Annotated in this window: 25 protein-coding genes and 1 pseudogene; 13 read left to right on the top strand and 13 right to left on the bottom strand. The window is 70.4% G+C overall.

Features of this window, described 5'->3' with window-relative positions:
* Positions 1–66: 66 nt before the first annotated feature.
* The 6 genes from ADL25_RS52365 to ADL25_RS35755 all read right to left on the bottom strand — a co-directional run bounded on the left by ADL25_RS52365 (position 67) and on the right by ADL25_RS35755 (position 5,484).
* Positions 67–153, bottom strand: a complete 87-nt coding sequence (locus ADL25_RS52365) for a putative leader peptide (RefSeq protein WP_358902342.1) — start codon at positions 151–153, stop codon at positions 67–69.
* Positions 154–287: 134 nt separating this feature from the next.
* Positions 288–1,976, bottom strand: a complete 1,689-nt coding sequence (locus ADL25_RS35735) for an FAD-dependent monooxygenase (protein WP_059132066.1) — start codon at positions 1,974–1,976, stop codon at positions 288–290.
* A gap of 175 nt (positions 1,977–2,151) precedes the next feature.
* Entirely contained in the window at positions 2,152–3,036 is an 885-nt protein-coding gene (locus ADL25_RS35740) for an amino acid ABC transporter permease (RefSeq protein ID WP_059132067.1), read from the bottom strand.
* A complete protein-coding gene (locus tag ADL25_RS35745; RefSeq protein ID WP_059132068.1) occupies positions 3,033–3,698 on the bottom strand; it encodes an amino acid ABC transporter permease in 666 nt (221 codons plus the stop codon). The genes ADL25_RS35740 and ADL25_RS35745 overlap by 4 nt, the downstream gene beginning before the upstream one ends.
* Positions 3,699–3,773: 75 nt before the next feature.
* Complete coding sequence (locus ADL25_RS35750; RefSeq protein ID WP_059132069.1) at positions 3,774–4,607, bottom strand: glutamate ABC transporter substrate-binding protein; 834 nt, start codon at positions 4,605–4,607, stop codon at positions 3,774–3,776.
* A gap of 100 nt (positions 4,608–4,707) precedes the next feature.
* A complete protein-coding gene (locus ADL25_RS35755) occupies positions 4,708–5,484 on the bottom strand; it encodes an amino acid ABC transporter ATP-binding protein (protein ID WP_059132070.1) in 777 nt (258 codons plus the stop codon).
* A 338-nt stretch (positions 5,485–5,822) separates the two neighbouring features.
* Here ADL25_RS35755 and ADL25_RS35760 point away from each other — a divergent pair, with 338 nt between their 5' ends.
* The 3 genes from ADL25_RS35760 (at position 5,823) to ADL25_RS35770 (ending at position 8,360) form a co-directional block, all read left to right on the top strand.
* On the top strand, positions 5,823–6,509 hold the full coding sequence (locus ADL25_RS35760; protein WP_059132071.1) for a response regulator transcription factor: 687 nt from the start codon (positions 5,823–5,825) through the stop codon (positions 6,507–6,509).
* 10 nt (positions 6,510–6,519) lie between these two features.
* On the top strand, positions 6,520–7,950 hold the full coding sequence (locus ADL25_RS35765; RefSeq protein WP_107116796.1) for a sensor histidine kinase: 1,431 nt from the start codon (positions 6,520–6,522) through the stop codon (positions 7,948–7,950).
* Between the two features lie 92 nt (positions 7,951–8,042).
* Complete coding sequence (locus ADL25_RS35770; protein ID WP_059132250.1) at positions 8,043–8,360, top strand: Imm51 family immunity protein; 318 nt, start codon at positions 8,043–8,045, stop codon at positions 8,358–8,360.
* 55 nt (positions 8,361–8,415) lie between these two features.
* Here ADL25_RS35770 and ADL25_RS52370 read toward each other — a convergent pair.
* Positions 8,416–8,583: pseudogene (locus tag ADL25_RS52370) on the bottom strand (IS630 family transposase); the annotation flags it as partial.
* Positions 8,584–8,645: 62 nt separating this feature from the next.
* Positions 8,646–9,644 carry a TAXI family TRAP transporter solute-binding subunit gene (locus ADL25_RS35775; protein ID WP_059132072.1) on the bottom strand — a complete coding sequence of 333 codons (999 nt, stop codon included), beginning with the start codon at positions 9,642–9,644 and terminating at the stop codon, positions 8,646–8,648.
* 94 nt (positions 9,645–9,738) lie between these two features.
* On the opposite strand from ADL25_RS35775, the gene ADL25_RS35780 reads away from it, so the two are divergent.
* Positions 9,739–10,143 carry a MazG nucleotide pyrophosphohydrolase domain-containing protein gene (locus ADL25_RS35780; RefSeq protein ID WP_059132073.1) on the top strand — a complete coding sequence of 135 codons (405 nt, stop codon included), beginning with the start codon at positions 9,739–9,741 and terminating at the stop codon, positions 10,141–10,143.
* Between the two features lie 188 nt (positions 10,144–10,331).
* Here the strand turns inward: ADL25_RS35780 and ADL25_RS35785 are convergent, their stop codons facing one another.
* Both ADL25_RS35785 and ADL25_RS35790 read right to left on the bottom strand, forming a co-directional pair.
* On the bottom strand, positions 10,332–10,562 hold the full coding sequence (locus tag ADL25_RS35785; protein WP_059132074.1) for a hypothetical protein: 231 nt from the start codon (positions 10,560–10,562) through the stop codon (positions 10,332–10,334).
* A gap of 78 nt (positions 10,563–10,640) precedes the next feature.
* Positions 10,641–11,549 carry a LysR family transcriptional regulator gene (locus ADL25_RS35790; protein ID WP_059132075.1) on the bottom strand — a complete coding sequence of 303 codons (909 nt, stop codon included), beginning with the start codon at positions 11,547–11,549 and terminating at the stop codon, positions 10,641–10,643.
* Between the two features lie 207 nt (positions 11,550–11,756).
* Between ADL25_RS35790 and miaB the strand changes: the two genes are divergently transcribed.
* Entirely contained in the window at positions 11,757–13,280 is a 1,524-nt protein-coding gene (miaB, locus tag ADL25_RS35795) for a tRNA (N6-isopentenyl adenosine(37)-C2)-methylthiotransferase MiaB (RefSeq protein ID WP_063805803.1), read from the top strand.
* A gap of 132 nt (positions 13,281–13,412) precedes the next feature.
* Positions 13,413–14,123, top strand: coding sequence for a class III extradiol dioxygenase subunit B-like domain-containing protein (locus tag ADL25_RS35800; RefSeq protein ID WP_059132077.1), 711 nt, complete (start codon positions 13,413–13,415; stop codon positions 14,121–14,123).
* Between the two features lie 99 nt (positions 14,124–14,222).
* On the opposite strand, the gene ADL25_RS35805 is transcribed toward ADL25_RS35800, so the two are convergent.
* Both ADL25_RS35805 and ADL25_RS35810 read right to left on the bottom strand, forming a co-directional pair.
* Positions 14,223–14,471 (bottom strand): antitoxin, encoded by a 249-nt coding sequence (locus ADL25_RS35805; protein WP_059132078.1) that lies wholly within the window; start codon positions 14,469–14,471, stop codon positions 14,223–14,225.
* Positions 14,472–14,496: 25 nt separating this feature from the next.
* Positions 14,497–14,694 carry a gliding motility protein gene (locus tag ADL25_RS35810; protein ID WP_319113932.1) on the bottom strand — a complete coding sequence of 66 codons (198 nt, stop codon included), beginning with the start codon at positions 14,692–14,694 and terminating at the stop codon, positions 14,497–14,499.
* A gap of 237 nt (positions 14,695–14,931) precedes the next feature.
* Here ADL25_RS35810 and miaA point away from each other — a divergent pair, with 237 nt between their 5' ends.
* From miaA to hflX, 6 genes are all read left to right on the top strand, one after another.
* Entirely contained in the window at positions 14,932–15,870 is a 939-nt protein-coding gene (miaA, locus tag ADL25_RS35815; RefSeq protein ID WP_059132080.1) for a tRNA (adenosine(37)-N6)-dimethylallyltransferase MiaA, read from the top strand.
* Between the two features lie 108 nt (positions 15,871–15,978).
* Positions 15,979–16,467, top strand: coding sequence for a hypothetical protein (locus ADL25_RS35820; RefSeq protein WP_059132081.1), 489 nt, complete (start codon positions 15,979–15,981; stop codon positions 16,465–16,467).
* Positions 16,468–16,558: 91 nt separating this feature from the next.
* On the top strand, positions 16,559–17,452 hold the full coding sequence (dapF, locus tag ADL25_RS35825; RefSeq protein WP_059132082.1) for a diaminopimelate epimerase: 894 nt from the start codon (positions 16,559–16,561) through the stop codon (positions 17,450–17,452).
* Positions 17,453–17,883: 431 nt separating this feature from the next.
* Positions 17,884–20,067: a RelA/SpoT family protein gene (locus tag ADL25_RS35830; protein ID WP_059132083.1), complete on the top strand. Its 2,184-nt coding sequence runs from the start codon at positions 17,884–17,886 to the stop codon at positions 20,065–20,067.
* Between the two features lie 108 nt (positions 20,068–20,175).
* Complete coding sequence (locus ADL25_RS35835; protein ID WP_059132084.1) at positions 20,176–21,669, top strand: M1 family metallopeptidase; 1,494 nt, start codon at positions 20,176–20,178, stop codon at positions 21,667–21,669.
* Between the two features lie 180 nt (positions 21,670–21,849).
* Positions 21,850–23,340, top strand: a complete 1,491-nt coding sequence (gene hflX, locus ADL25_RS35840; protein WP_059132085.1) for a GTPase HflX — start codon at positions 21,850–21,852, stop codon at positions 23,338–23,340.
* 117 nt (positions 23,341–23,457) lie between these two features.
* On the opposite strand, the gene ADL25_RS35845 is transcribed toward hflX, so the two are convergent.
* Positions 23,458–24,690 carry a trypsin-like serine peptidase gene (locus tag ADL25_RS35845; RefSeq protein WP_059132086.1) on the bottom strand — a complete coding sequence of 411 codons (1,233 nt, stop codon included), beginning with the start codon at positions 24,688–24,690 and terminating at the stop codon, positions 23,458–23,460.
* A gap of 1,340 nt (positions 24,691–26,030) precedes the next feature.
* Between ADL25_RS35845 and ADL25_RS35850 the strand changes: the two genes are divergently transcribed.
* Positions 26,031–26,777: an IPT/TIG domain-containing protein gene (locus tag ADL25_RS35850; RefSeq protein ID WP_059132087.1), complete on the top strand. Its 747-nt coding sequence runs from the start codon at positions 26,031–26,033 to the stop codon at positions 26,775–26,777.
* Positions 26,778–26,786 lie beyond the last annotated feature (9 nt).

Consider the following 26,786-nt stretch of genomic DNA (forward strand, 5'->3'; position numbering starts at 1 on the left):
GTCCTGAGAGTTCGCGCGAGGCGCGCATCCGTCAGAGCACGGCGCGCGCAGGTGAAAAAAGCGAGATCAGCAGGACGGGCGACACACGCAGCCCGCATAGCGGACAAGGTCCATATGGACCCTCCGCCACAGGTGCACACAGGTGTCGCTCACGATCCGGAGTACACCATGGCGGTGCGGTGCGGTCAACCGACAGTCACCATGTGGACGCCGTGGCCATCAGGTGTTCGGGCACATCGGGTCCTGCGTCTGACGCCCTGTCATCCCCAGGCCCGCCTCCTGCACCGTCACCCCGCGCTCGCGGCCGCCTTCGCCGTCGACTGACCTCCCAGTGCCGCTTCCGCCGCCTGGTACAGGTCCGCCGGGCGCACTCCGCCCAGTGCCGTGACCAGATGGCCGTCCGGGCGGATCAGGAGGACCGTGTGGGCGGCCGCGCCCGGGTAGCTCTCGGCGACCAGCAGTTCCGCGGGATGCGGCAGGGCCGTCACCGCGGCGGCCAGCCGGGGCATGACCCCGGCCGACACCCAGTGCTTGCGCTCCCACACACCCGTGCCCGGAGCGACCAGCACCACCAGCAGCGATCCACGCCCGAGCCGGTCCCGCAGCCGTACGAACGAGCCGTCCTCCGCGGTCACCCGCACATCCACGACCGGCGCCCCGGGCTCGGTGCCGACCGGTACCACCGCCTCGGTGGGGGCGGGCGCGAGCGTGGAGGCGCCGTAGGCTCCCGGAGCCCCGAGCGGGCCGCGCCCGAGGTGGCCGTCCGCGAGCAGCGCCTCCTGCCCACGGGCTGAACCGGGCATGTACGAGCGCAGTCCTCCTCCGCCGCGCAGCAGGGGCAGTGCCTGGTCGGCGGCGCGCAGCCGGGCGGCGACCGCGGTCCGGCGCTCCGCCTGGTAGCTGTCGAGCAGGGCCTCGTGCGGACCGTGGTGCCAGGCCAGCGCCAGCTTCCAGGCGAGGTTGTCGATGTCCCGGAGGCCCTCGTCCAGGCCCTGGGTGCCGAGCGCGCCGAGCAGATGCGCGGAGTCCCCGGCGAGGAAGACCCGGCCGGAGCGCCAGCGGCGGGCGAGCCGGTGGTGGACGATGTGCACCCCCGTGTCCAGCAGGTCGTACGCGGGGGTGGTGCCCCCGTTCCAGCCGGCCAGGGTCTCCCGGATGCGGGCGACCAGCAGTTCGGGCGTGACCAGGTCCGTGCCCGGCAGCAGCCAGTCCAGGCGCCACACACCGTCCGGCAGGGGGCGTGCGGTGACCTCGCCGCCCGAAGGACCCGACGTCCGCCAGGGCGGCATCCGGTGGAGTAACGCCTCGCCGGTCCACGGCAGTTCGGTGCGCAGCGCCGCGACGGCGTGACGCTCCACGGCCGTACGGCCCGGGAAGCGGATGTCCAGGAGCTTGCGCACGGTCGAGCGCGGTCCGTCACAGCCGACCAGATGACTGCCGCGCCACCATATGGCGTTGGGTCCCCGGGTGTGCGCCGTCACGCCCGAAGGTTCCTGCTCCAGCAGGTCCAGCCGGCTCTCCACCGCGACCTTGACCAGCCGTTCGCCCGCGATGGCCTCGCGCAGGGCACCGGTGAGCACGTGCTGGGCGATGTGCAGCGGTGCGGGACCCTCGACGGTCCGCGGCCCTTCGGCCGTGCCCTCGCGGTCCTCGACGGCCCGCTCGGCCGTGGAGCCGTAGCCGCCCGGGCGGTCCTGCCCGGCGCCGGGCGGTTCGAAGGCGACCTCACGGATCACCTGCTTGCGCCGCATCGACCGCCATCCGGTCCAGCGCAGTCCGTACTCGGCGAGCGGCACCCCGGTCAGCCGTTCCATCAGGGCGGCGGTGTCCTCGGGCAGTACGACCGTGCGTGCGGGCCGCTGCTCGTCCTTGCCCGGCCCCTCGTCGAGGACCACGGACGGCACCTCCTGGCGCGCCAGCGCAAGGGCGAGCGAGAGCCCCACGGGTCCCGCGCCGACGATGATCACCGGGTCCACGGCGTGGCGCCCCCTGCCCGTGGCGGTGTCCCGTGGGACGCCTGTGAACAGGGGGTTGGAGCAGGGTGCACGATCACAGAACGTATGCAACCTATTGCCGGTGCTTGCGTCAAGCTACCGAGGCAGCGGCGGCGGGGCCGCTGCTCCGGTGTCGTACCTTCGGGTTGACAGCTCGTCAGGCGGCGGCACCTGTCGACTCGGTACCCGCCATCGCCGCCGGCGGCAGTACCACGCCGGTGGACTTCTTGCCGCGCCGCAGCCGGCGCTCCAGCCAGCCCGCGAAGGTCGTGAGGCTGAAGTTGATCAACACGAAGATCAGTGCGACGACCGTGAAGCTGGCGATGGTGTTCGCGCCGTAGTACGAGCTCATCGTGTTGGCCGAGGCCAGCAGTTCGGAGAAGGTGAGGACGGCTCCGCCGAGTGCGGTGTCCTTCACGATCACAACGAGCTGACTGACGATGGCGGGCAGCATCGCGGTGACCGCCTGCGGCAGCAGGATCGACGTCATGGTCTGGGTCTTGCGCAGACCGATCGCGTGCGCGGCCTCCGTCTGGCCCTTGGGCAGGGCGAGGATGCCGGCCCGGACGATCTCCGCGAGCACGGAGGCGTTGTAGAGCACCAGGCCGGTGACGACGGCGTACAGCGGGCGGTCGTCCGAACTGACGCTGGTGTACTTGAAAAACAGCGCCACGCCGAAGATCATCAGGATCAGCACGGGGATGGCCCGGAAGAACTCGACCACCACGGCGGCCGGCACCCGGATCCAGGCGTGGTCGGACAGTCGCGCGATGCCGAAGACGGCGCCCAGCGGGAGCGCGATGATCATCGCCAGCGCCGCGGCGATCAGGGTGTTCTTCAGGCCGGGCAGGATGTACGTGGTCCACGCCTCCGTGCCGGCGAAGAACGGCTTCCACTTCTCCCAGTCCAACTGCCCCTTGTCGTCGAGGCTCTTGAGCACCCACCAGCCGACCGCCGCGAGGACCAGCAGAAACACGATCGTGTAGAGGATGTTGCGCCGCTTGGCCCGGGGGCCCTGGGCGTCGTACAGCACGGAGCTCATCGCTTCACCGCCACCTTCTTGCCCACCCAGCCGAGGATCAGGCCGGTCGGCAGCGTCAGGCACACGAAACCGAACGCGAACACCGCGGAGATCAGCAGCAGCTGGGCCTCGTTCTCGAGCATCTTCTTCATCAACAGGGCGGCCTCGGCCACGCCGATCGCGGCGGCGACCGTGGTGTTCTTGGTCAGGGCGATCAGAACGTTGGTCAGCGGGCCGACGACCGAGCGGAACGCCTGGGGGAGCACGATCAGTGTCAGGACCTGGGTGAAGCTCAGCCCGATGGCCCGGGCCGCCTCCGCCTGGCCGACCGGCACGGTGTTGATGCCGGCCCGGATCGCCTCGCAGACGAAGGCCGAGGTGTAGGCGATCAGACCGAGCACGGCGAGCCGGAAGTTGATGGTGTCGAAGTTGTGCGCACCGAGGCTGATGCCGAGGGTCTGGTTGAGGCCGAGCGAGGTGAACAGAATGATCACCGTGAGCGGGATGTTGCGCACGATGTTGACGTAGGCGGTACCGAAGCCGCGCATCAGGGGCACAGGACCGACGCGCATGGCGGCCAGCAGCGTCCCCCATATCAGGGAGCCGACGGCCGAGAGCAGGGTGAGCTGCACCGTCACCCAGAAGGCCCCCAGCAGGTCGTAACCTTCAAGAAAGTCGAACACGATCTCCCGCGCTTCCGCGTGTGGGTTGCCCCGGTGCGCCGCCCCCCGTGGGCGGCGCACCGGCCGGGCGATGACTCAGCTCTTGATGTCGCCGATCTTCGGTGCGGGCTCGTTCTTGTAGTTCGCGGGACCGAAGTTGGCCTGCACGGCCTTGTCCCAGGAACCGTCGGAGACCATGTCCTCGAGGGCCTTGTTGATCTTGTCCTTGAGGTCGCTGCCCTTCTTGACGCCGATGCCGTAGTTCTCGTTGGTCATCTTGAAGCCGCCGAGCTTGAACTTGCCCTTGAACTGGGCCTGGGAGGCGTAGCCGGCCAGGATCGAGTCGTCCGTGGTCAGCGCGTCGATGGCCTTGTTCTGCAGACCGGTGAGGCAGGCCGAGTACGTCGGGTACTGCTGCAGGTCCGCCTTGGGCGCCAGCTTGTCCTTGACGTTCTGGGCCGAGGTCGAACCGGTCACCGAGCACAGCTTCTTGCTGTTGAGGTCGGCCGGCGTCTTGATCGCGCTGTCGTCGGCGCGGATCAGAACGTCCTGGTGGGCGAGCAGGTAGGGGCCCGCGAAGTCGACCTTCTCCTGGCGCTCCGGGGTGATCGAGTACGAGGCGGCGATGAAGTCCACGTCACCGCGCTGCAGCATGGTCTCGCGGTCGGCGCTCTTGGACTCCTTCCACTCGATCTGGTCCTGGTTGTAACCGAGCTTCTTCGCCACGTACTTGGCGACGTCGACGTCGAAGCCGGAGTAACCCTGCGGCGTCTTCTGGCCGATACCGGGCTGGTCGAACTTGATGCCGACGGTGATCTTCTTGCCGCCGCCCGAGCCGCTGTCGTCCTTGTCGCCCGAGCCACAGGCGGTCGCCGCGACGGCGAGCGCGAGGACGGCGGCCGAGGCGGCGGTGACCTTGCGGAGCTTCATGGTGAACATCCTTTGCGTGGTGATCAGATGCGGGCCCGGGGCCCGCGAGGCGGACCGCCGGTGGCGGACGCCCCGGCCGCCGTGCAGATGGGGTGGGCCGTCAGTGGTGCAGGATCTTCGACAGGAAGTCCTTCGCCCGGTCACTGCGCGGGTTGCTGAAGAACTGGTCCGGCGTGGCCTCTTCGACGATGCGGCCGTCGGCCATGAAGACCACGCGGTTGGCGGCGGAACGGGCGAAGCCCATCTCGTGCGTGACGACGACCATGGTCATGCCGTCCCGGGCGAGCTGCTGCATGACTTCGAGGACCTCGTTGATCATCTCGGGGTCCAGGGCGGAGGTCGGCTCGTCGAAGAGCATGACCTTGGGGTCCATCGCCAGCGCGCGGGCGATCGCGACACGCTGCTGCTGGCCGCCGGAGAGCTGTGCGGGGTACTTGTCCGCCTGGGTGCCGACCCCCACACGGTCGAGCAGGCCGCGCGCCTTCTCCTCGGCCTTGTGCTTGTCCGTCCGGCGGACCTTGACCTGGCCCAGCATCACGTTCTCGAGCACCGTCTTGTGCGCGAAGAGGTTGAAGGACTGGAACACCATGCCGACGTCGGCGCGCAACCGGGCCAGCTCACGGCCCTCGTCGGGCAGCGGCTTTCCGTCGATCAGGATCGTGCCGGAGTCGATCGCCTCCAGGCGGTTGATGGTGCGGCACAGAGTGGACTTCCCCGACCCCGAGGGGCCGATGACCACGACGACCTCGCCACGGGCGATGGTCAGGTCGATGTCCTGGAGCACGTGCAACGCGCCGAAGTGCTTGTTCACGCTGCTCAGGACGACCAGATCGTCGGTCGCGGCCACCGAGTCCTTGGCCACCGATACTTCGGTCATGTGCTCACTGGCTCCGTCCTCGCTCGGTTTCGGAGGACAGTAGTAAGGCCGTACGACCAGCGTCATTACATCTGAGGGAGATCTGAGCATCACAATCCGATAGCGGCCGGGCACGATCCGTAGTACCCGTGCGTGGAGCGCGTACCGGCTGGATAACGGAAGCCCTCCGCAACCCGAAGCCTCTTGACGCCGTCCTTGTTCATCGGAGTGACTGCCATGGTGCACGCGCGCGGGTGGCCGCGTTCGCGTGATCGACGCTTTCCGGTACAAGACGTGAGCACGTACGCGTACGTGCCGGGAGCGGAACCGTAGGGCCGAGTAACCGGAGGGGGCCGGGCATGAGACTGCTTCTCGTCGAGGACGACAACCACGTCGCGGCCGCCCTGTCCGCGGTGCTGGCCCGGCACGGATTCGACGTCACACACGCCCGCAGCGGCGAGGAGGCACTCCAGGCGCTGGTGCCCGAGGGCGCCGGGTTCGGTGTGGTCCTGCTCGACCTCGGTCTGCCGGACCAGGACGGCTACGAGGTCTGCGCGAAGATCCGCAAGCGCACCAGCACCCCGGTGATCATGGTGACCGCACGCTCGGACGTGCGCTCCCGGATCCACGGCCTCAACCTGGGCGCCGACGACTACGTGGTCAAGCCGTACGACACCGGGGAACTGCTCGCACGTATCCATGCCGTCAGCCGGCGCACCCCCCTCCTGGACGACACGGGCGCCACCGAGACCGCGCTGCGCCTCGGCTCCGTGCACATCGAACTCCCCACGCGCCGCGTCAGTGTGGACGGTGCGGTGATACAGCTGACCCGCAAGGAGTTCGACCTGCTGGCCCTGCTCGCCCAGCGCCCGGGTGTGGTCTTCCGCCGCGAGCAGATCATCAGCGAGGTGTGGCAGACCAGCTGGGAGGGGACCGGGCGCACCCTCGAGGTGCATGTGGCCTCCCTGCGCTCCAAGTTGCGCATGCCCGCGCTGATCGAGACCGTGCGCGGCGTCGGGTACCGGCTCGTCGCACCGGCCGCCTAGCGGGGGCGGGGTGGGCGCACGACTGCTCCCGCTGCTCATCGTCCTGATGGCTGCCGTGCTGCTCGCACTGGGCGTGCCCCTCGCGGTGAGTCTCGCGGCCGCCCAGCAGCAACGGGTCGTCGTCGACCGCATCGACGACACCGCGCGCTTCGCGGGCCTCGCCCAGTACGTCACCGACAGGCCGGGGCCGACCGGCTCCCGGGTGGACGACAAGGACGAGCGCGGCGAGACGCTGCGCAAGGAACTCGCCAAGTACTACAGCGTGTACGGCATTCGGGCCGGTGTCTTCTACCGCGACGACGTACCCATGGCCAACGCGCCGGGGAACTGGTACCTGCCGCAACGGGGTGAGGGACGCAACGCGTTCAACGAGGCGCTCCTCGGGCGCCGCAGCCACGATCCGGAGCAGGTGTGGCCCTGGCAGCGCTCCCGGCTCGTGGTCGCCTCCCCGGTCATCCGCGACGGTGACGTCGTCGCGGTCGTGGTCACCGACTCGCCGACCGGGCAGATGCGGTCGAAGACGCTGCACGGCTGGCTCCTCGTCGGCGCGGGCGAGGTGGCCGCGATGCTGCTCGCCGTGGGCGCGGCGCTGCGTCTGACCGGCTGGGTGCTCAGACCTGTGCGCGTCCTGGACGCGACCACCCACGACATCGCCACCGGTCGCCTGAAGTCCCGGGTCGCCGCGGCGGGCGGACCGCCTGAACTCAGGCGCCTGGCCAGGTCGTTCAACGAGATGGCGGACAACGTCGAGGAGGTCCTGGAGCAGCAGCGCGCCTTCGTCGCCGACGCCTCCCACCAGTTGCGCAACCCGCTGTCCGCGCTGCTGCTGCGCATCGAGTTGCTCGCTCTCGAACTGCCCGAGGGCAATGAGGAGATCGCCTCGGTCCGCACCGAGGGCAAACGGCTCGCGGAAGTCCTGGACGATCTGCTCGACCTGGCGCTCGCCGAACACGCCGAGGCCGATCTCCGGCTCACCGACATCGGTGCGCTGGCCGCCGAGCGGGTCGCGGCCTGGGGCCCGGCCGCGGAGGCGAAGGGGGTGCGGCTCGTCGGGAACTGCCCGCCCACCACCGCCTGGGCTGATCCCGTCACCCTGTCGAGTGCCCTGGACGCCGTCATCGACAACGCGGTGAAGTTCACGCCCGAGGGAGAGCGCGTCGACGTGGAGGTCGCGGCCGGCGGCGAGAGCGCGATGGTCGTGGTCACGGACGGGGGCCCGGGACTCGGCGACGAGGAACTCGCCCGTGTCGGCGACCGCTTCTGGCGCAGCCCGGCCCACCAGAACGTCAAGGGTTCCGGCCTCGGCCTGTCGATCTCCCGGGCGCTGCTGGAGGCGGGCGGCGGGTCGATCTCCTACGGGCATCACCAGCCGCACGGGCTGAAGGTGACGGTCGAAGTGCCACGAGCTGGGACACCGACGGGCCGCGCGGCCCGGAGTTAGGGCTGTGACCGGGAAGGTTCACCGGGGTCGGGAGTGGTCGAGCGGTTTGATGGGTTGAGCGACCTGTGCTGTGGGCGTGGCAGGATCGCGCCGTGACTGTCACCCTGCATGACTTCAACGGCGAGCACTCGCTGACGTTCACTGCCGGTGACCTGGTCGCCGATGCTGCAGTAGTTGGCGCCGGGCACGAGCCGAATGGGTACTTCTGGGAAGGACTTGTGCAGTTCGCCTGGCCGGATATCGCTGAGCGCCTCGATTTCGACAGCGAGGGCGGCATGTTCTGCGCGGTCGGGAGCTCGAGTGACCTCGCGCAACTCAAAGCTGCTCTTGAACCCGTGATCTCGAGCCCCAGCGCAGTTCGCGAGATTGTTGCCCGTGCGCAGACGTCAGGCTTCGAGTTCGACGACTAGAGCTGTGACCCGAAGGTTGCCGGGTTCAGGCTGCAAGCCGAAGAGGTCTGGCACCCTGCGCGATCGCCGGGGCCGGGCTGCCGACCGACGAGGCCGGCAGCGTCACCGCCCGCCGGAACCGCACCGAACCGGTGCTTCCCCGACGAACGATCCGCTGCAGCTTCTGTTCCTCCTGCTCGGTCAGCCGGCGAACCCGCACAGGTGATGCCGTACCGGCCCCCAGTCGAGCGTCTCCACTGACACCCAACACAACGACCAACCCCGCAAAGGATCCCGGTCACAGCGCTAGGGCTTGATCGACCGGTAGTACCGGCGCGCGCCCTCGTGCAGATCCAGGGGGTCCGTGTAGATGGCCGTGCGCAGGTCGACCAGCTGGGCCGCGTGTACCTGCGCGCCGATCCGGTCCCGGCTGTCGATCACCGTGCGGGTGAGCTTCTCGGTCAGGTCTGCGTCCATGTCCTGGCGGGTCATCAGCAGGTTGGCGACGGCCACGGTCTGCACGGAGGACCCCTGTTCGGAGTCCGGGTAGGCGTCGGCGGGCATCACGGCGGCCCGGTAGTAGCGCGACGCCCCGCCTTGCGCGTGCAGCTTCGCGACCAGATCACCGCCGATCGGCACCAGTCGGATCGCGGCGCGCTGCGAGAGCTCGGTGACCGCGCCGGTGGGGAGCCCGCCCGACCAGAAGAACGCGTCGATCTTGTGCTGCTGCAGCAGCCGGGGCATGGTCCCGATGCCGTCGGACAAGGGCTCGACGTCCTTCTCCGGGTCGAGCCCGGCCGCCTTGAGCACGTTCTCCGCGATCAGCCGGACGCCCGAACCGGTCGGCCCCACGGCGACCTTGTGGCCCTTCAGGTCCGCCACGGACCGCACGGGGGACGAGCGCGGCACCACGAGGTGGACGTAGTCGTCGTAGAGCCGGGCGCAGCCGCGCAGCCGGTCGGCCCCGGGCTTCTTCTCCAGCTTGTAGGACTCCACCGCGTCGGCCGCCGCGATCGTGAAGTCCGCCTCTCCCGTCGCCACCCGTCGCACGTTCTCCTGCGACCCGTCGCTGTCCAGCAGCCGGACGTCCAGTTTCGGCATGTCCTTGGCAATCGCCTGCTGCAGCAGGATGCCGTACTTCTGGTAGACGCCGGTCGGGGTGCCCGTACTGAAGGTGACCGTGCCGCCAGGGGTCTCCTCGCCGAGCGGCAGCAGCCACCACAGCAGCAGCCCGAAGACCGCGAGCGCGGCCGCCGAGCCCAGCAGCGCGCGGCGTCGTCCGATCCGGGGGAGTGCGTGGAACATGCGCGCGATCCTGCCAGGCCGCGGGCCCTCTGACCAGGGCGGAGGCCCGGGGCCAGGCAGGCGGTCGGGCGCGGGCGACCGGTAGGGTCACCGGATGCGCCCTTCCCCCGCCTCCCTCGTCCGTGAGTTCCACCTGGCCTTCGGCCTCGACGTCCGTGCCGTGCCGACGGAGGTCTCCCCGGGTCTGGCCGCGCACCGTGGGGAGCTGCTCGCCGAGGAGGCCGCGGAGGTCGCGGAGGTGGCCGTCACCGGCCCGCTCGACCGGCTGGCGCACGAGCTGGCCGACCTGGTGTACGTCGCCTACGGCACGGCTCTCGTGCACGGCATCGACCTCGACGCGGTGATCGCCGAGATCCACCGGGCCAACATGACCAAGATCGGCCCGGACGGCACGGTCTCCCGCCGGGCCGACGGCAAGGTCCTCAAGGGTGACCACTACCGCGCCCCGGACGTCACGGCGATCCTGCGCGAGCAGGGCTGGACGACCCCGGAGCCGTAGGAGGCGAGCCCGCGCGGCGGATTCCGGACCGCGGGCCCGCCTTCGATCATCACCAGGACTGTCACGGCTCCTACCGCATGACCGGGTGGGAGGCGGAGCATGGTGGCGGTGGTTTCCAGAACCCGTCCGCCGAGGCGCCGGCGGAGGCGGCCGGTGCCGAGCGACCGTCCGCCGGTGGGACGCGTCGGTCAGGGGCTCGCGCAGTCGTAGCCGTAGGCCAGCGGTTCGCCGTGCACGCCGGGATGGCGTCGGTAGACGTACACCGCCTCCACCCGGACACCGTCCTCCGGCGCCTCGACCCGGCAGGGGTAGGTCACCTGCAACACCGAGGGCCGCCCCGCGACCTGCATGTGCAGGCCGTCGGCAGGCCCTCCCGCGAGGACCGCAGTCTCCCACTTCGTCGCGACGTGAAGATCCATGGCTGTACTTTAAAGTTGCGGAAAGTTCGAAGTGTTGTGAGTTCCGCCACGTGGTGTTCGCCGCGTGGCGTGCACGGCCTACGACTGAGGCGGATCCGTCGGCACGGATGTCTCGAGCACCTCCAGCAACGCCCGCAGCGGCGCGCTCGCGCGACGGGTCGCGGAGACCGCGACCGAAAGCGTCCACCGCAGTGTGGGGTCCGCCAGGGGCAGGACGGCCAGCCCCCTGCTGTCCACTCCGGACGTGCTGTCGTGCAGGAAGGCGACGCCCAGTCCGGCCCGCACATAGGAGGCGACGGTGCCGACGTCGGTCGCCTCCAGCACCACCTGCCGATGCAGCCCGGCGCGGGCGAAGGCGCGATCCGTCACCTCGCGGTTGCCGTAACCGGGCGGGGTGTCGATGAACGGCTCCTCGACCAGTTCCGTCAGCTCGCGCGGCCCGTCCGACCGGGCCAGCGGGTGTTCCGCCGGAACGAGGAGCGCCATCGGCGCGGTGTAGATCTCACGCACGCGCAGTCCGGCCGGGGGATCGCCGGGCAGCGAGACGAAGGCCAGATCCAGGCTGCCCGCGAGCAGCCGCTCCACGAGTCCCGCCGATCCGCGGGGGGACACCGCGAGCCTCAGTGTCACCGCAGGGTGCAACCGGTGGAAGCGTCCCAGGATCTGGGGGAGGTCGGGGCGGACGAGGGAGGTGAACGTCCCGATGTGCAAGGTGCCCCGCAGCCGCCCCTCGCTCAGCTGCGCCGCCTCGCGTGCGGCACGTGCGGCGTCCAGGGTGTTCCGGGCCTCGGGCAGCAGGGCGGCGCCCGCGGAGGTGAGGGCGACGCGCTGGGAGGACCGTTCGAACAGGGTCGGACCGAGCTCCCGCTCCAGTGAGCGGATCGCCGCCGAGACGGCCGACTGGACCACGTGCAGCCGCGCCGCCGCACGCGTGAAGCTCAACTCCTCCGCGACGGCGACGAAGTACTCCAGCTGTCGCAGCTCCATGGGCCGATTATGGCCGGACCCCACCGGCCCGGCATCTGCGTCCCTGATGCGAGCACCGGGGGAGATTGCCTGTGCGTGATGATCGGTGGCCCTCGGTTCGGACATCGGCGCCCGGCGGCACCCGCGCCGGTGCAGAGTCCGGAGGCCGGGCGGGGGAGCGCCGTCGACCGGGGTGGGCCGACTTCCGCAACCACCTACTCTTGAGCCATGACCAGCAGCAGCGACCGGAGCCCGGCAGTGGACGTTCCCAGCACTATGACGTACGAGATCCGAACCTACGGGTGCCAGATGAACGTCCACGATTCCGAGCGATTGTCCGGGCTGCTCGAAGAGGCCGGTTATGTGCGCGCGCCGGAGGGGTCGGACGGCGACGCGGACGTCGTCGTCTTCAACACGTGTGCCGTCCGCGAGAACGCCGACAACCGCCTCTACGGCAACCTCGGCCGCCTCGCGCCGAAGAAGGCCCAGCGGCCCGGCATGCAGATCGCCGTCGGCGGCTGCCTCGCGCAGAAGGACCGCGACACCATCGTGAAGAAGGCGCCCTGGGTGGACGTCGTCTTCGGTACGCACAACATCGGCAAGCTGCCCGTCCTGCTCGAACGCGCCCGTGTGCAGGAGGAGGCGCAGGTCGAGATCGCCGAGTCGCTCGAGGCCTTCCCCTCGACGCTGCCCACGCGCCGCGAGAGCGCGTACGCGGCATGGGTGTCGATCTCCGTCGGCTGCAACAACACCTGCACCTTCTGCATCGTCCCGGCCCTGCGCGGCAAGGAGAAGGACCGCAGGCCCGGCGACATCCTCGCGGAGGTCGAGGCCCTGGTCGCCGAGGGCGTCTCCGAGATCACGCTGCTCGGGCAGAACGTGAACGCGTACGGCTCCGACATCGGTGACCGCGAGGCGTTCAGCAAGCTGCTGCGCGCCTGCGGGCGGATCGAGGGACTGGAGCGGGTCCGGTTCACCTCGCCGCACCCGCGCGACTTCACCGACGACGTCATCGCGGCCATGGCCGAGACGCCGAACGTGATGCCCCAACTGCACATGCCGCTGCAGTCCGGGTCGGACACGGTCCTGAAGGCGATGCGCCGCTCGTACCGGCAGGAGCGCTACCTGGGGATCATCGAGAAGGTGCGGGACGCCATCCCGCACGCCGCGATCACCACCGACATCATCGTGGGCTTCCCCGGCGAGACCGAGGAGGACTTCGAGCAGACGCTGCACGTGGTGCGCGAGGCGCGGTTCGCGCAGGCCTTCACCTTCCAGTACTCCAAGCGGCCCGGCACGCCCGCCGCCACCATGGACGACCAGATCCCCAAGGAGGTCGTCCAGGCGCGCTACGAGCGGCTCGTGGCCCTCCAGGAGGAGATCTCCTGGGACGAGAACAAGAAGCAGGTCGGCCGCACCCTCGAGCTGATGGTCGCCGAGGGCGAGGGCCGCAAGGACGGCGCGACCCACCGCCTGTCCGGGCGCGCCGCCGACAACCGCCTGGTCCACTTCACCAAGCCGGACGAGGAGGTCCGCCCCGGTGACGTGGTGACGGTGGAGATCACGTACGCCGCCCCGCACCACCTGCTCGCCGAGGGCTCGGTCCTGGGAGTGCGCCGTACGCCCGCGGGTGACGCGTGGGCGAGGCGGAACGCCGCGGAGGCCGCCAAGCCGGCCGGTGTGATGCTGGGGCTGCCGCAGATCGGCGTTCCCGAGCCCCTGCCCGTGGCCGCCGGCTGCGGCTGCGACTGACCCGCCCGTCATCGGCGTGCGTGGGGTCCCCCGACCCCCGCCGCCGCACCCGGCGCGAGCGGGCGTGCTCCCGTTCCGCGGTGCACGCGGGGGAGTGACACGTCCCGCTCCGGCGGGGTTACGCTGCGGATCATGCTTGTCGCCGCCGCCGTGTGCCCGTGTCCGCCGCTGCTCGTACCCGAGGTCGCCGCGGGTGCCGCGCCCGAACTTGACGGCGCCCGCGCCGCGTGCGTGGACGCACTGGGCGTGCTCGCGGCAGCCCGCCCCGACCGGCTGGTGGTGGTCGGCCCCGGCGACGTCGGGACCTACCCGGAGGGCGCCCCGGGCTCGTTCGGCGGGTTCGGCGTCGACATCGACGTACGGCTGGGCGCGGGCACGACGGCCCGGGCGGCGTCCGGACCCGGGCTCCCGACCTCGCTCGCCGTCGCGGCCTGGCTGCTGCGGCGCACGGGCTGGGCGGACGCACCCGTCGAAGGGACGAGCGTTGCGGAATCCCTCCCCCCGCGGCGGTGCGCCGAGGTGGGAGCCGAGCTCGCCGCGCGGGACGGGCGGGTGGCCCTGCTGGTCATGGGCGACGGCAGCGCGTGTCGCACGGTCAAGGCGCCGGGCTACCTGGACGAGCGCGCGGCGGGGTTCGACGCACAGATCGCACGCGCCCTGGGGGACGCGGACGTGGCGGACCTGCAGGCGCTGGAAGTGGAGCCGGCGCGGGAGCTGAAGGCGTGCGGCCGCGCCCCGTGGCAGATCCTCGCGGGTGCGGCCGCGGGCGCGCAACTTTCCGGCGCGCTGCTGTACGACGACGCGCCGTACGGAGTGGGCTACTTCGTGGCGGCCTGGTCGTAGCGCGAGCCCTCGACCGGCCGGCATCCCGACGGGGGGACGGCCGTGAGGCGGTTCGCCCCGCGGCCGTCCGCCGGGGCGCCCCCGGTGTCCGGGGCGAGCTCAGGAGGCCGTGGGCGGCGGTGCGTCCGGCGGCGTCCCGTCGCCGCCCGCGGGGCCGGTCTCCCGGTGCGCGATGCGCTCCATCGCGTCCTTCGCCTTGTCCGTACCGGTGTGGATCTTGTCGCTGTACTTGCCTTTGGTCCTCTCGTCGATCACCTTTGCAGCCTTTTCGAGGCCGCGATCGACCTTGCCCTCGTGCTGCTGCGCGAACTCCGAGACCTTGGCTTTCAGATTGTCCACGAGACGCATGATCCACCTTCCCTTGCGGGGGCAGTTATCTGCGGGCGCCCTCGTCGGCCTCGCTGTCGACGGCCTTCTCGGCGGACTGCTGCTTCGGGATCCCGACGGCCTGGTCGGCGGCCCGGGTGGACACCTCCACCGCGCCCTGTGACCCGGCTGCGGACGCGGTCGCGTCCTGGCCTTCGTCGGGTGCCTCCGCCCCGGCCGGGGCCGTCGGCCGTGTGGCCTCCACCGCGGCGGACCGGTCCTCCTCCGTCGTCCTCGGCCTCCGGAAAAGCCGTCCAAAAACGCCCATATCAACTCCATACATTACTCGTGCGGGCGAAATACCGGGCGGCTCGGGGCGTCCGTTTGCGTCGCCCGGGTCTTTTGCCCTCGAACCGGCGGCCGGACCTCGCATCGGGCAACGAAGCCGCCAAGTCACATAACTCGTTCGAGGCGGGGTGCGCAGGTTTGGGAGACTGTTGCGGTGAGTAGTGCACCCCCCGCACCGCGGGTCATCGCCGTCGTCGGACCGACCGCGGCCGGAAAGTCCGATCTGGGCGTGTTCCTGGCGCAGCGTCTCGGCGGCGAGGTCGTCAACGCCGATTCCATGCAGCTCTACCGGGGGATGGACATCGGCACCGCCAAACTGACGCCCGAGGAGCGCGGCGGTGTGCCTCACCATCTGCTGGACATCTGGGACGTGACGGTGACCGCGTCCGTGGCCGAGTACCAGCGCCTGGCCCGCGACCGGATCGACGCGCTGCTGGCCGAGGGCCGCTGGCCCGTCCTCGTGGGCGGATCCGGACTGTATGTGCGCGGCGCGGTCGACAATCTGGAGTTCCCGGGGACCGACCCCGAGGTGCGCGCCCGTCTCGAGGAGGAACTCACGGTGCGTGGTCCGGGGGCCCTGCACGCGCGCCTGGCGGCCGCCGACCCGGAGGCCGCGCACGCGATCCTGCCGAGCAACGGCCGCCGGATCGTCCGGGCCCTCGAGGTCATCGAGATCACCGGGCGGCCCTTCACCGCCAACCTCCCGGGTCACGACTCGTTCTACGACACGGTCCAGATCGGGGTCGACGTGGCGCGCCCCGAGCTCGACGAGCGCATCGCGCTCCGGGTCGACCGGATGTGGGAGGCGGGACTCGTCGACGAGGTGAGGGCCCTGGAGCAGCAGGGGCTGCGCGAGGGGCGTACGGCATCGCGTGCGCTCGGATACCAGCAGGTGCTCGCTGCGCTCACCGGGGAGTGCACGCTGGAAGAGGCGCGCGCCGAGACCGTGCGCGCGACCAAGCGCTTCGCGCGCCGTCAGGATTCCTGGTTCCGCCGGGACCCGCGTGTGCACTGGCTCAGTGGTGCCGCCACGGACCGTACGGAACTTCCGCACCTCGCGCTGGCGTTGGTCGAACGACCGGTTACAGCCTGATCACGTGATGGCATCGGGACGCTCGGGCCGTCATACGGGCCTCCGGCGGCATGCCATCATCGAGCTTCGATCGACCAAGTGGAGTCCGAGTTGGGAGGGCGCGTGGCGATGGAGGCCGGCCCTCGCGACACCGCACAAGGCGCGGAGTACGACAGTGCCGAGGGCGGAGAGCAGGGGCTCAGTTCCGACGGTCCCGATCAGGAGCCGCCGGGCGGTGTGACCGCCGACGGACCGGGCGCGGACGAGTTGGCCGCGGGTGCCGAGGTGGAGGTCGAACTGCGGCCGCAGCGCCGGCTGCGGATCTGGCAGCTCGCCCCCATCGTGGGGCTGGCCGCGCTCGGCTCCCTGATGTTCGCCTTCCCTCTGGCCTTCGAGTTCGGCGACGGCGGTGCCGTGGTCGCCATGCTCGGCCTGCTGATCTGCTCGTGCGCGGCCGGCTGGGGCATGATGGCCGCGCGCCGCGTCGGATACGCCTGGCCCGGTCTGTCGCCGAGCGGCTCAGGACGGAGCGCCGACTGGCGGGTGGCCCTCGTCTACGCGGTGGTCGTCGCCGCGGTCGTGGTGCTGGCCGTGTGGCGCGTGGCCAGACTGCGCTGACGCCGCTGTCCGCAGAGCGGGCCGGCCGTCGCGGTCGGCCGGCCGGGACCGCCCGCCGCGGCGTGTCGGTGCAACCCCGTACGATCGAGGAATGAGCACGCGGATCGCCTTCCTCAAGGGTCACGGCACGGAGAACGACTTCGTGATCGTCCCCGACCCCGAGAACGTCATCGAGCTGCCCCCGGCCGCCGTCGCCGCCCTGTGCGACCGCCGCGCGGGCATCGGCGGCGACGGTCTGCTGCACGTCGTGCGATCCGTGACGCACCCCGAGGCCCGTGCGATGGCGGCCGAGGCGGAGTGGTTCATGGACTACCGCAACGCGGACGGCTCGGTCGCGGAGATGTGCGGCAACGGCGTGCGCGTCTTCGCGCGCTACCTCCAGCGCGCGGGGTACGTGGCCGAGGGGGACCTCGCCGTCGCGACCCGCGGGGGCGTGAAGACCGTGCACATCGCGAAGAGCGGGACCGGCGGCGATTCGGCCGAGGGGGACATCACCGTCGGCATGGGGAGGGCGGTCCTGCCCGAGGGTGACGTCGAGGTGAGTGTCGGGGAGCGCACCTGGCCGGCCCGCAACGTAAACATGGGCAACCCCCACGCGGTCGCCTTCGTCGACGACCTCGCGGACGCCGGCCACCTGTACGACGCGCCCCCGTTCCGCCCGGTGTCGGCCTACCCGGACGGGGTGAACGTGGAATTCGTGGTCGACCGGGCACCCCGGCACGTCGCGATGCGGGTCCACGAGCGCGGTTCCGGCGAGACCCGCTCGTGCGGCACGGGTGCGTGCGCGGTCGCCGTGGCCACCGCCCGCCGTGACGGTGCCGACCCGGCCGTCACCGGTGTCCCGGCGACGTACACCGTGGACGTCCCGGGAGGCACCCTGGTGATCACCGAGCACCCGGACGGCCGGATCGAGATGACCGGGCCCGCGGTGATCGTCGCCGAGGGCGAGATCGACGCTGCATGGCTCGCCGCCGTGACCCGCTGACGCGTGAGGGCCGGCGGCCTTCCGCCGGCCGACGTGTCCCCAGGGGGTGAACGGGCGGCGCTGTGAAGCACGGTGTGGCACACGAGCGAAGACACGCCATGGCGCCAACTGGCCGGAATACGCGGCCGTTCGGTTGATCGGACGACTCCGTATCGCAGTCCGGAGGGACCAGGACACTGTGATCCGAAGTTCTGGGGCGTAGGGGACGAGAGAATCGACGGTCCACCCCGTTGCCCCTGGCGAAAAACCGTAAACGTGCGGAACCTTCGCTCGAATGGGTGATCCGTTTCACGCTCGACGAGAGCCGGTCGGGCGCGCGTGATGGGCTCGGTAGCATCAAGCACCGGCCCGGACGGGGGATCATCACCATCCCCTGCGCCGCGTACGCCATGGGGCACCCGTCCGCCGGTCGACGCAGCCGGAGGTGCCCAATGAGTGCGGAGGCCACGAACCCTGCCACGCCCGCCCCCGCGACACCGGGGACGCACCGCAGGAAGAGCCGCCCCCGGATCGATCTGCGCCGTCTGGGGCGGGCGGCCCTGCTGGGCCCGGCCACCCGCGACCGGCTGCCCGACGCCATCGGCCACGTCGCCGAGGCGCACCGTGCCCATTACCCCGAGGCCGATCTCGAACTGCTGCGCCGTGCCTATCTGTTGGCGGAGACCTCGCACCGTGGGCAGATGCGCAAGAGCGGCGAGCCGTACATCACGCACCCCCTCGCCGTGACCCTGATCCTCGCCGAACTGGGCGCCGAGACGACCACGTTGACTGCCTCCCTGCTGCACGACACCGTCGAGGACACGGATGTCACCCTCGATCAGGTGCGCGAGGAGTTCGGCGAGGAGGTGCGCTATCTCGTCGACGGCGTCACCAAACTGGAGAAGGTCGACTACGGGGCGGCCGCCGAGCCCGAGACCTTCCGCAAGATGCTCGTGGCCACCGGAAGCGACGTCCGGGTGATGTCGATCAAACTCGCCGACCGGCTGCACAACATGCGCACCCTCGGCGTGATGCGCCGCGAGAAGCAGGAACGCATCGCCAAGGTCACCCGGGACGTGCTCATCCCGCTCGCCGAACGCCTCGGTGTCCAGGCACTCAAGACCGAACTCGAGGACCTCGTCTTCGCGGTGCTGCACCCCGAGGAGTACGAGCACACCAGGGAACTGATCGTCGAGAACGCCGCGCACGGCGACGACCCGCTCGCCGAGATGGCGGAGCAGACGCGGGCCGTCCTGCGCGAGGCGGGGATCCAGGCCGAAGTCCTGATCAGGCCACGGCACTTCGTCTCGGTCCATCGCATCTCGCGCAAGCGCGGCCGACTGCGTGGCGCGGACTTCGGGCGCCTGCTCGTCCTTGTGAACGAGGACGCCGACTGCTACGGGGTCCTCGGCGAACTGCACACCTGTATGACTCCGGTGGTCTCGGAGTTCAAGGACTTCATCGCGGTTCCCAAGTTCAACCTGTACCAGTCACTGCACACCGCGATCGCGCGCGAGGACGGCGAGGTCGCCGAAGTCCTCATCCGCACGCACCAGATGCACAAGGTGGCCGAGGCGGGTGTGGTCGCGCTCGGCAATCCCTACGCCCCCGCCTCCGACGACCCGGCCGACGGCGAGCGGGTCGACCCCACCCGCCCCGGCTGGCTGTCCCGGCTTCTGGTGTGGCAGGAGGCGGCCCCGGACACCGACACCTTCTGGTCGACGCTGCGCGAGGACCTCGCCCAGGACCGGGAGATCACCGTGTTCCGGCCGGACGGGGGCGCGCTGGGGCTGCCGGAGGGCTCCAGCTGCGTGGACGCCGCATACGCGCAGTACGGCGAGGACGCGCACGCCTGCATCGGGGCCCGCGTCAACGGCCGTCTGGCGACCCTGAGCACGGTGCTCAAGGACGGCGACACCGTGCAACTCCTCATGGGGCAGGACCCGGCCTCGGAGCCGTCCAGGGAGTGGCTGGAGCACGCCCGCACACCGTCCGCGCGCATCGCCATCCAGCGCCGGCTGGCGGCCCGTCCGGGGCCGGAGGGCCCGTCCGAGGACGGGCTTGACCCGGGCGATGTGCGGTACCGCGCTGAGACGTCGGCGGACGACGGCGCAGCCCTCGGGCCCGCCTCCCGCCCGCCCGCGCTCCCCGCCCACCCCACCCCGGAGGCCTCCGGCGCATCGGAGGCCAACGCCGTCGTCGATCTGCCAGGAGCCTCCGTACGCCTGGCGGGCTGTTGTACGCCCGTGCCTCCCGACGAGGTCACCGGCTTCGCCGTGCGCGGCGGTGTGGTGACCGTCCATCGTGTCGAATGCGCGGGAGTGGCGCGCATGAAGGGCGCGGGCCGTGCGGAGGTCGGCGTGCACTGGGGCGAGACGGCCGAGTGCCGGGTCACGCTCGTCGCCGAGTCCTTCGTCCGCCCCCACCTCCTCGCGGACCTCACCGAGGCGATCGCCCTGCAAGGCGTCGGGATCGTCTCGGCGACCGTCGAGCCGCCGAGCCAACAGCGGGTGCGCCACACGTACACGCTCCAACTTCCGGACGCCGCGCACCTGCCGGCCCTGATGCGGGCGATGCGGAACGTCGCCGGTGTCTATGACGTCGGCCGGGCGCAGCACCGCGCGGCCGCCCAGTAACCTTGTATGATAAGTGAGTTGAGGGTGGAACGTCGACGCTGAACCCGTTCGAGTGTGACCGGTGCGCGTCGTCACCGCGCGGCGGGCATGCGCTGGTAGCGGTGGTCCATGCCGCACAGCCTCCGTTCCGCGATCCCCCGTTCCCGCCGTACCACAGCAGCCCTTCTCGCCTGCGCCGTCTCCGGCTGCCTGATCGCCGCGAGCGCGCCCTCGCCCGCGACGCCGCTGGGCATCGGCGACCCCCTCTTCCCGACGCTCGGCAACCCGGGCTACGACGTGAAGTCGTACGACCTCTCCTTCACCTATCCCGGCAGCAACAACAAGCCCCTCACCGCGGTGACCAGGATCAAGGCGCGGGCCACCCAGCGCCTGGAGAGCGTCAACCTCGACTTCACGCACGGCACGGTCCAGTCCGTCGACGTCAACGGCCTGCCCGCGTCCTTCACCAGCGCGGGGGAGGACCTGGTGATCACGCCGGCCGTGCCGCTGCCCAGGGGCGGCACGTTGCGGATCACCGTGCGGCACACCAGCGACCCCGTGTCCACGAAGGGCGAGGACGGAGGCTGGGTACAGACCGAGGACGGACTCGTGATGGCCAACCAGGCAGACGCCGCCCATCTGGTCTTTCCGTGCAACGATCACCCCTCCGACAAGGCGATGTTCACCTTCCACGTGACCGCGCCGGACGCCTACACGGCCGTGGCGAACGGTGTGCCCCGGGGGTTCGAGCGGACCGGCGGGGCCACTACCTGGAACTACCGCACGCGGCACCCGATGGCGACCGAGCTCGCCCAGGTCTCCATCGGCCGCAGCACCGTCCTGCACCGCCGGGGACCGCAAGGCCTGCCCCTGCGCGACGTCGTACCCGCCAAGGACGCGGCGGTCCTCGAACCTTGGCTGAAGAAGACCTCCGACCAGATCGCATGGATGGAGAGGAAGGTCGGCCGCTTCCCCTTCGAGACGTACGGGCTGCTGATCGCCCAGGCGCGGACCGGCTTCGAGCTGGAGACGCAGACACTCTCCCTCTTCGAGAAGGGGGTGTTCACCGAGCCCGCCTATCCCGCCTGGTACGTCGAGTCGATCATGGTGCACGAACTGTCCCACCAGTGGTTCGGCGACAGCGTCAGCCCGCGCGGCTGGTCCGATCTGTGGCTGAACGAGGGGCATGCCACCTGGTACGAGGCCCTGTACGCGGACGAGACCGCGCACCGGCCCCTGGAGACCCGTATGAAGGCCGCGTACGCCCGCTCCGACCAGTGGCGGGCGACCGGTGGACCGCCCGCCGACCCCAGGCCGGCGAAGCCCGGCCAGAAGATCAGCCTCTTCCGGCCGAACGTCTACGACGGCTCCGCGCTGGTCCTGTACGCGCTGCGCCAGGAGATCGGGAACCGCGCCTTCGAGCGCCTGGAGCGGGCCTGGGTGGCCGTGCACAGGGACGGCACGGCCGACACGGCCGATTTCGAGCACCTGGCGTCCGTCGTCACCGGACGTGATCTCACCTCGTTCTTCGAGGGCTGGCTGCACGGCGAGAAGACCCCGCCGATGCCGGGGCACCCGGACTGGAAGCGCGACCCCGTGCGGGCCCCCAAGGCCACGCGATAAGTCGGGTGACGCGGCGAGCCGCGCCGTGCGACCATCGTCGGGTCGGCGGCGCGGCCCTCGGGGCGGCGGGCGGCCGGGAATGTCCCGGACCGCTCGAGCGTTGTCCCTGATGCCGTGAGGTGTGGCCGAGAGTGGCGCACGCATCACCGCGAACGTTATCCCCAACGACGTAAGGACCCAATGACCTCCTCTTCTTCCTCTTCTCAGGACACCAAGCGCATTGCGCACACCTATCCCGAGGGTCTTCGGGCCGATGCCCTGATGGAAGAGGACGTCGCCTGGAGCCACGAGATCGACGGAGAGCGGGACGGCGACCAGTTCGACCGCTCCGAGCGCGCGGCGCTACGCCGTGTCGCCGGACTCTCCACCGAGCTCGAGGACGTCACCGAGGTCGAGTACCGGCAGCTGCGCCTGGAGCGCGTCGTACTCGTCGGGGTGTGGACCTCGGGGACCGTGCAGGACGCGGAGAACTCGCTCGCCGAGCTGGCCGCCCTCGCCGAGACGGCGGGAGCGATTGTGCTCGACGGCGTGATCCAGCGCCGCGACAAGCCCGACGCCGCCACCTACATCGGTTCCGGCAAGGCCCTGGAGCTGCGGGACATCGTCATCGAGACGGGCGCGGACACCGTCATCTGCGACGGTGAGCTCAGCCCCGGCCAGCTGATCCATCTCGAGGACGTCGTCAAGGTCAAGGTCATCGACCGCACGGCCCTGATCCTGGACATCTTCGCCCAGCACGCCAAGTCCCGAGAGGGCAAGGCGCAGGTCGCACTCGCGCAGATGCAGTACATGCTGCCGAGGCTCCGAGGCTGGGGTCAGTCGCTGTCCCGGCAGATGGGCGGCGGCAGCGGCGGCCTGGCGACCCGTGGTCCCGGTGAGACCAAGATCGAGACCGACCGGCGGCGGATCCGCGAGAAGATGGCGAAGATGCGCCGGGAGATCGCGGAGATGAAGACCGGCCGCGAGATCAAGCGCCAGGAGCGCAGGCGCCACAAGGTGCCGTCGGTCGCCATCGCGGGCTACACCAACGCGGGCAAGTCCTCCCTGCTCAACCGGCTCACCGGCGCGGGCGTCCTGGTCGAGAATGCGCTGTTCGCGACCCTCGACCCGACCGTGCGCCGGGCCGAGACCCCGAGCGGGCGGCTGTACACCCTGGCCGACACCGTCGGTTTCGTGCGGCATCTGCCCCACCACCTGGTCGAGGCGTTCCGCTCCACCATGGAGGAGGTCGGCGACTCCGACCTGATCCTGCACGTGGTGGACGGCTCGCACCCGGTGCCCGAGGAGCAGCTGGCCGCTGTACGCGAGGTGATCAGGGACGTCGGTGCCACCGATGTGCCCGAGATCGTGGTGATCAACAAGGCGGACGCCGCCGACCCGCTGGTCCTCCAGCGGCTGCTGCGGACGGAGAAGCGCGCGCTCGCCGTCTCGGCCCGCACCGGCAAGGGCATCCAGGAGCTGCTCGCCCTGCTCGACAACGAGTTGCCGAGGCCGTCGGTCGAGATCGAGGCGCTGGTGCCCTACACGCACGGTCGTCTGGTGGCACGCGCCCACTCCGAGGGCGACGTGATCTCCGAGGAGCACACCCCGGAGGGCACGCTGCTCAAGGCACGGGTGCACGAGGAGCTGGCGGCCGAGCTCGCGCCGTACGCTCCGGCTCCCGCGTTCTGACCCACAGCCGGCCGAGGGACCGTCCCTCACATGGGGAAGGCCCGCTCCCTGCGCAAGGGAGCGGGCCTTCCCGTGTCCGCGGACCGCCTGCCGTCCGGAGCCGTCAGGGGCCGACCTTCACTGGCTCGCGAACTTCTTGCTGACCGACTCGTAGACCCCCTTGGCCACGTCGCCGAGCCGGGGTCCGGCCAGCCAGCCGGAGGTCACGGGGCCGATCGAGGTGTTCGACACCAGCACCGGGTTGCCGTCCGGGTGGTTCTCCACCCAGCCGCCGCCGGACGCACCGCCGGTCATGGTGCAGCCGATGCGGTACATCGTGGGGTCCGTCTTCTCGATCGAGAGCCGCCCGGGCTTGTCCTGGCACCGGTAGAGCTTCTGGCCGTCGTACGGTGCCGCCGCCGGGTAGCCGGTCGCGGTGATGCTGTCCACCTTCGGAACGGCCGGTGCGTTGAAGTCGACGGGAAGAGCCGAACCGACCGTCTCCTCCAGCGACTTGCCTCCGCTGCCCTGCTCGGGGGTCACATGGATCACGGCGTAGTCGTACGACGCTCCCTGGCCGCCGGTCTCGCCGCCCTGCTCGATCCACTGCTCCGAGGTCTGAGCCCAGTCACCCCACCAGACTCCGTAGGGGGCGATCTCCTCACGCTTCGCGTTGCCGAGCTCGGCCTCCGTCTTCCCGGAGTTGTTGTACGCGGGCACGAACGCGATGTTGCGGTACCAGCCGCCCTTCCTGCCGGCGTGCACGCAGTGGCCCGCGGTCCACACGAGGTTCGACTTGCCCGGGTGGGCCGGATCCTGGACGACGGTCGCAGAGCAGACCATCGTGCCTTCGGGCGAGTCGAAGAACACCTTGCCCGCCGTGGGGGCGCTGTCGTGATAAGCGGGCGGCACCGCCTGCGCCCTCACCGGGGCCGGGACCGGGTCCGTGACCCCCTGGTCGCCCGAGAGGTCGTTGTCGTCGACGCCCCTGTCGGGGTCGTCGGCCTCACGCATCCGGTCCGGGTTCCACAGTCCCTTGATGATCGGGTTGATGTAGTCGTCGGCCTCGCGCAGCCAGTCGTCCTTGTCCCAGTTCTTCCAGGCGCCGTTCTTCCACTTGTCGATGTCGATCCCGTGTTCCCGCAGCCTCTGCTTGATGTCGTCCGGGATCTTGATCTTGCCGTCGCTCGCGGAGGACGCGGTCGCGGACGCGCTCGCCTTGGCGTCCGCCGTGCTGTCCCCGCCCGAGTCGCACGCCGTCGCGGTCAGCGCCAGTGCCGTGGCGAGGCCGACCGCCGCCAGCGAGGGGACGACCGTGCGGCGCGCGCTCCCTCCTCGGCGTCCTGCGAAGAGCGGGCGTATGGATCGCATGGTCTGAACTCCCCCTGGAATGAACCTGTGTGAAGAGGACGGTGCCTCGCCGTGTGGGGCGGGACGTCTTCGACGGGCGTGTGCTTCCACTGAACAGCACCACACACTATGCGTGTGCTGTGGGGGGCTTCCCACGGATCGGCAACGGTTCGGCTACAAGCCGCCCGCCCGTGGATCATCCGGATTCCCTTGCGAGAAAACGTCGTTCAGTCCGGCGGAGTGACCATCCGCACCGGCGCGGCGGGATGCGACGAAGCCCGGCGGTGGGCGCCTGCGCCGACGCCGGAAATGCGCGGGTGAGTTGGGGCCGCATGGTGGGCGGCGGCCGTTCGCGTGTGGACACACGCGGGCCACCGCATCAGCCGGTACCTGGGCGGCACCGGCTGATCGGATCCAATTTCCCCAACGGGGGTGCCCATCGCGGCAATCCGGCACCCGTGCACTACCCAGGATGGGCAACACCGGCCGACCACCACGTCCCCCGGAGAGGATGGGCGGCCCACCGGTTGGATGTTCCCATCCAATCTCTTCTGACTGAGCGTCAGCAAGCAGTTCCAGGGCGCATCACTCGAACAGGTGAGCAGATTCGTTTCGCTTGTTTTTGACGCGGTTTGAACCGCCCTCATTGGGTCACGTCGCCCACGTCCATGAACTGATTACCGCCCTGGTGAATCGGAGGAATCGGCGGGGTGATTCAGAAGCGATCGGGGGATTTCCGGCAAAGTCCTGCTGCCCGATGCGGGGACGTTCCATGCGATGCGCGTGCCGTCGTCGAACGTGTGAGGTGCACGATCCGTCCTCGGTGCCGGCGACGGGACGGACCGGCGTTCGCGTGTCGAAGTCCGCGGATATGGCGCTGCCCATGCCGGCGGGTGGGGCCGAGATGCTCCTCGTTGTCGTGGCGAGCGGATCGGTCGGCCTCAATTCACTTACGTGCAAAGGGACTTGATTTCCATTCCATAAGGGGGGCAAGACGGGGTCGAATTGCTCCATTCGGGTGATGGAGTCGATGAGCTCTTGTCACTCGATCGGATGCGTGCGTCACTGGAAATGTGAAACCGGCGGGCTGCCCATCCCCGTGTCGGGGGAACGTTCAGACAGGCAGCGCTTGCCGGTTTTCTCCATGCCCACAGGCAGGGAACGGGCTGTTGCGCACAAAGCCGTAGGTGCCGGGGTGACTGTCCCCTTGTTCGCCCTGCGCCCGGCAGCCCCCGCGCCGTGTTGCGCTCCGCCCCGGAGAGCCCGGCAGAGGCAGACGACTCCCGCCATCGGCGCCGGTCCAGGACCGCTCCGCCGGTTGCCCACACCATCCCAGCGCAGCAGGAAGAAGGAGTGTCCCCATGCCTATCTCTCCGAACCAGGGTTCCACCGGCGGCGGCACGCTGGTGACCATCACGGGTACCAACCTCTCCAACACCAGCGCGGTGACGTTCGGTTCGAAGCCGGCCACGGCCGTCACCAACGTCTCGCCGACCCAGGTCACCGCGGTCTCCCCGTCCGGCACCGGATCGGTCGGCGTGACCGTCACGACCCAGGGCGGGACCAGCAACCCGGTGCCGTTCTTCTATGTCGGCGCCCCGTTCAAGTCCTCCCTGAGCGAGAGCGCGGGGCCCCTGGCCGGCGGCAACACGATCACCGTCAACGGCACGGGTCTCTCGACCGCGACAAGCGTGTCCTTCGGCGCGAACACCGCCACCCCGACGGTGGTCTCCGACACGGCCATCACCGTGGCGGTGCCGGCCGGTGCGGCGGCGGGGCCGGTGTCGGTGAGCGTGACGACCGCGGGCGGTACCAACAACGGTCTGTCCTACACCTACATCGACGACCCGACGATCACCACGATCACCCCGACCACGGGGCCGACCTCGGGTGGCACGGCGCTGACCATCGTGGGCACCAACTTCACCAGCACGGAGTCGGTCACCTTCGACGGTGTCGCCGGGCCGTTCTCCGTCGTCAACTCCACCACGCTCTCGGCGGTCACCCCGCCCGGCACGGCCGGTGCCGCTGACGTCGTGGTCACCAACCCTGCCGGATCCGCCACCGCGGCCGGCGGCTTCACGTACGTCGCCGGTCCCGGCATCTAGTCCGCCGGC

The organism is Streptomyces sp. NRRL F-5122 (assembly GCF_001507435.1).
Classification (GTDB): domain Bacteria; phylum Actinomycetota; class Actinomycetes; order Streptomycetales; family Streptomycetaceae; genus Streptomyces; species Streptomyces lannensis.

Bases quoted from the DNA above. Each gene is read 5' to 3' on its own strand.
- ADL25_RS35740 (WP_059132067.1), bottom strand. From the start codon at position 3,036: ATGAGCTCCGTGCTGTACGACGCCCAGGGCCCCCGGGCCAAGCGGCGC.
- ADL25_RS35750 (WP_059132069.1), bottom strand. From the start codon at position 4,607: ATGAAGCTCCGCAAGGTCACCGCCGCCTCGGCCGCCGTCCTCGCGCTC.
- ADL25_RS35755 (WP_059132070.1), bottom strand. From the start codon at position 5,484: ATGACCGAAGTATCGGTGGCCAAGGACTCGGTGGCCGCGACCGACGAT.
- ADL25_RS35760 (WP_059132071.1), top strand. From the start codon at position 5,823: ATGAGACTGCTTCTCGTCGAGGACGACAACCACGTCGCGGCCGCCCTG.
- ADL25_RS35775 (WP_059132072.1), bottom strand. From the start codon at position 9,644: ATGTTCCACGCACTCCCCCGGATCGGACGACGCCGCGCGCTGCTGGGC.
- ADL25_RS35780 (WP_059132073.1), top strand. From the start codon at position 9,739: ATGCGCCCTTCCCCCGCCTCCCTCGTCCGTGAGTTCCACCTGGCCTTC.
- ADL25_RS35785 (WP_059132074.1), bottom strand. From the start codon at position 10,562: ATGGATCTTCACGTCGCGACGAAGTGGGAGACTGCGGTCCTCGCGGGA.
- ADL25_RS35790 (WP_059132075.1), bottom strand. From the start codon at position 11,549: ATGGAGCTGCGACAGCTGGAGTACTTCGTCGCCGTCGCGGAGGAGTTG.
- miaB (WP_063805803.1), top strand. From the start codon at position 11,757: ATGACCAGCAGCAGCGACCGGAGCCCGGCAGTGGACGTTCCCAGCACT.
- ADL25_RS35800 (WP_059132077.1), top strand. From the start codon at position 13,413: ATGCTTGTCGCCGCCGCCGTGTGCCCGTGTCCGCCGCTGCTCGTACCC.
- ADL25_RS35805 (WP_059132078.1), bottom strand. From the start codon at position 14,471: ATGCGTCTCGTGGACAATCTGAAAGCCAAGGTCTCGGAGTTCGCGCAG.
- ADL25_RS35820 (WP_059132081.1), top strand. From the start codon at position 15,979: ATGGAGGCCGGCCCTCGCGACACCGCACAAGGCGCGGAGTACGACAGT.
- dapF (WP_059132082.1), top strand. From the start codon at position 16,559: ATGAGCACGCGGATCGCCTTCCTCAAGGGTCACGGCACGGAGAACGAC.
- ADL25_RS35830 (WP_059132083.1), top strand. From the start codon at position 17,884: ATGAGTGCGGAGGCCACGAACCCTGCCACGCCCGCCCCCGCGACACCG.
- ADL25_RS35835 (WP_059132084.1), top strand. From the start codon at position 20,176: ATGCCGCACAGCCTCCGTTCCGCGATCCCCCGTTCCCGCCGTACCACA.
- hflX (WP_059132085.1), top strand. From the start codon at position 21,850: ATGACCTCCTCTTCTTCCTCTTCTCAGGACACCAAGCGCATTGCGCAC.
- ADL25_RS35845 (WP_059132086.1), bottom strand. From the start codon at position 24,690: ATGCGATCCATACGCCCGCTCTTCGCAGGACGCCGAGGAGGGAGCGCG.
- ADL25_RS35850 (WP_059132087.1), top strand. From the start codon at position 26,031: ATGCCTATCTCTCCGAACCAGGGTTCCACCGGCGGCGGCACGCTGGTG.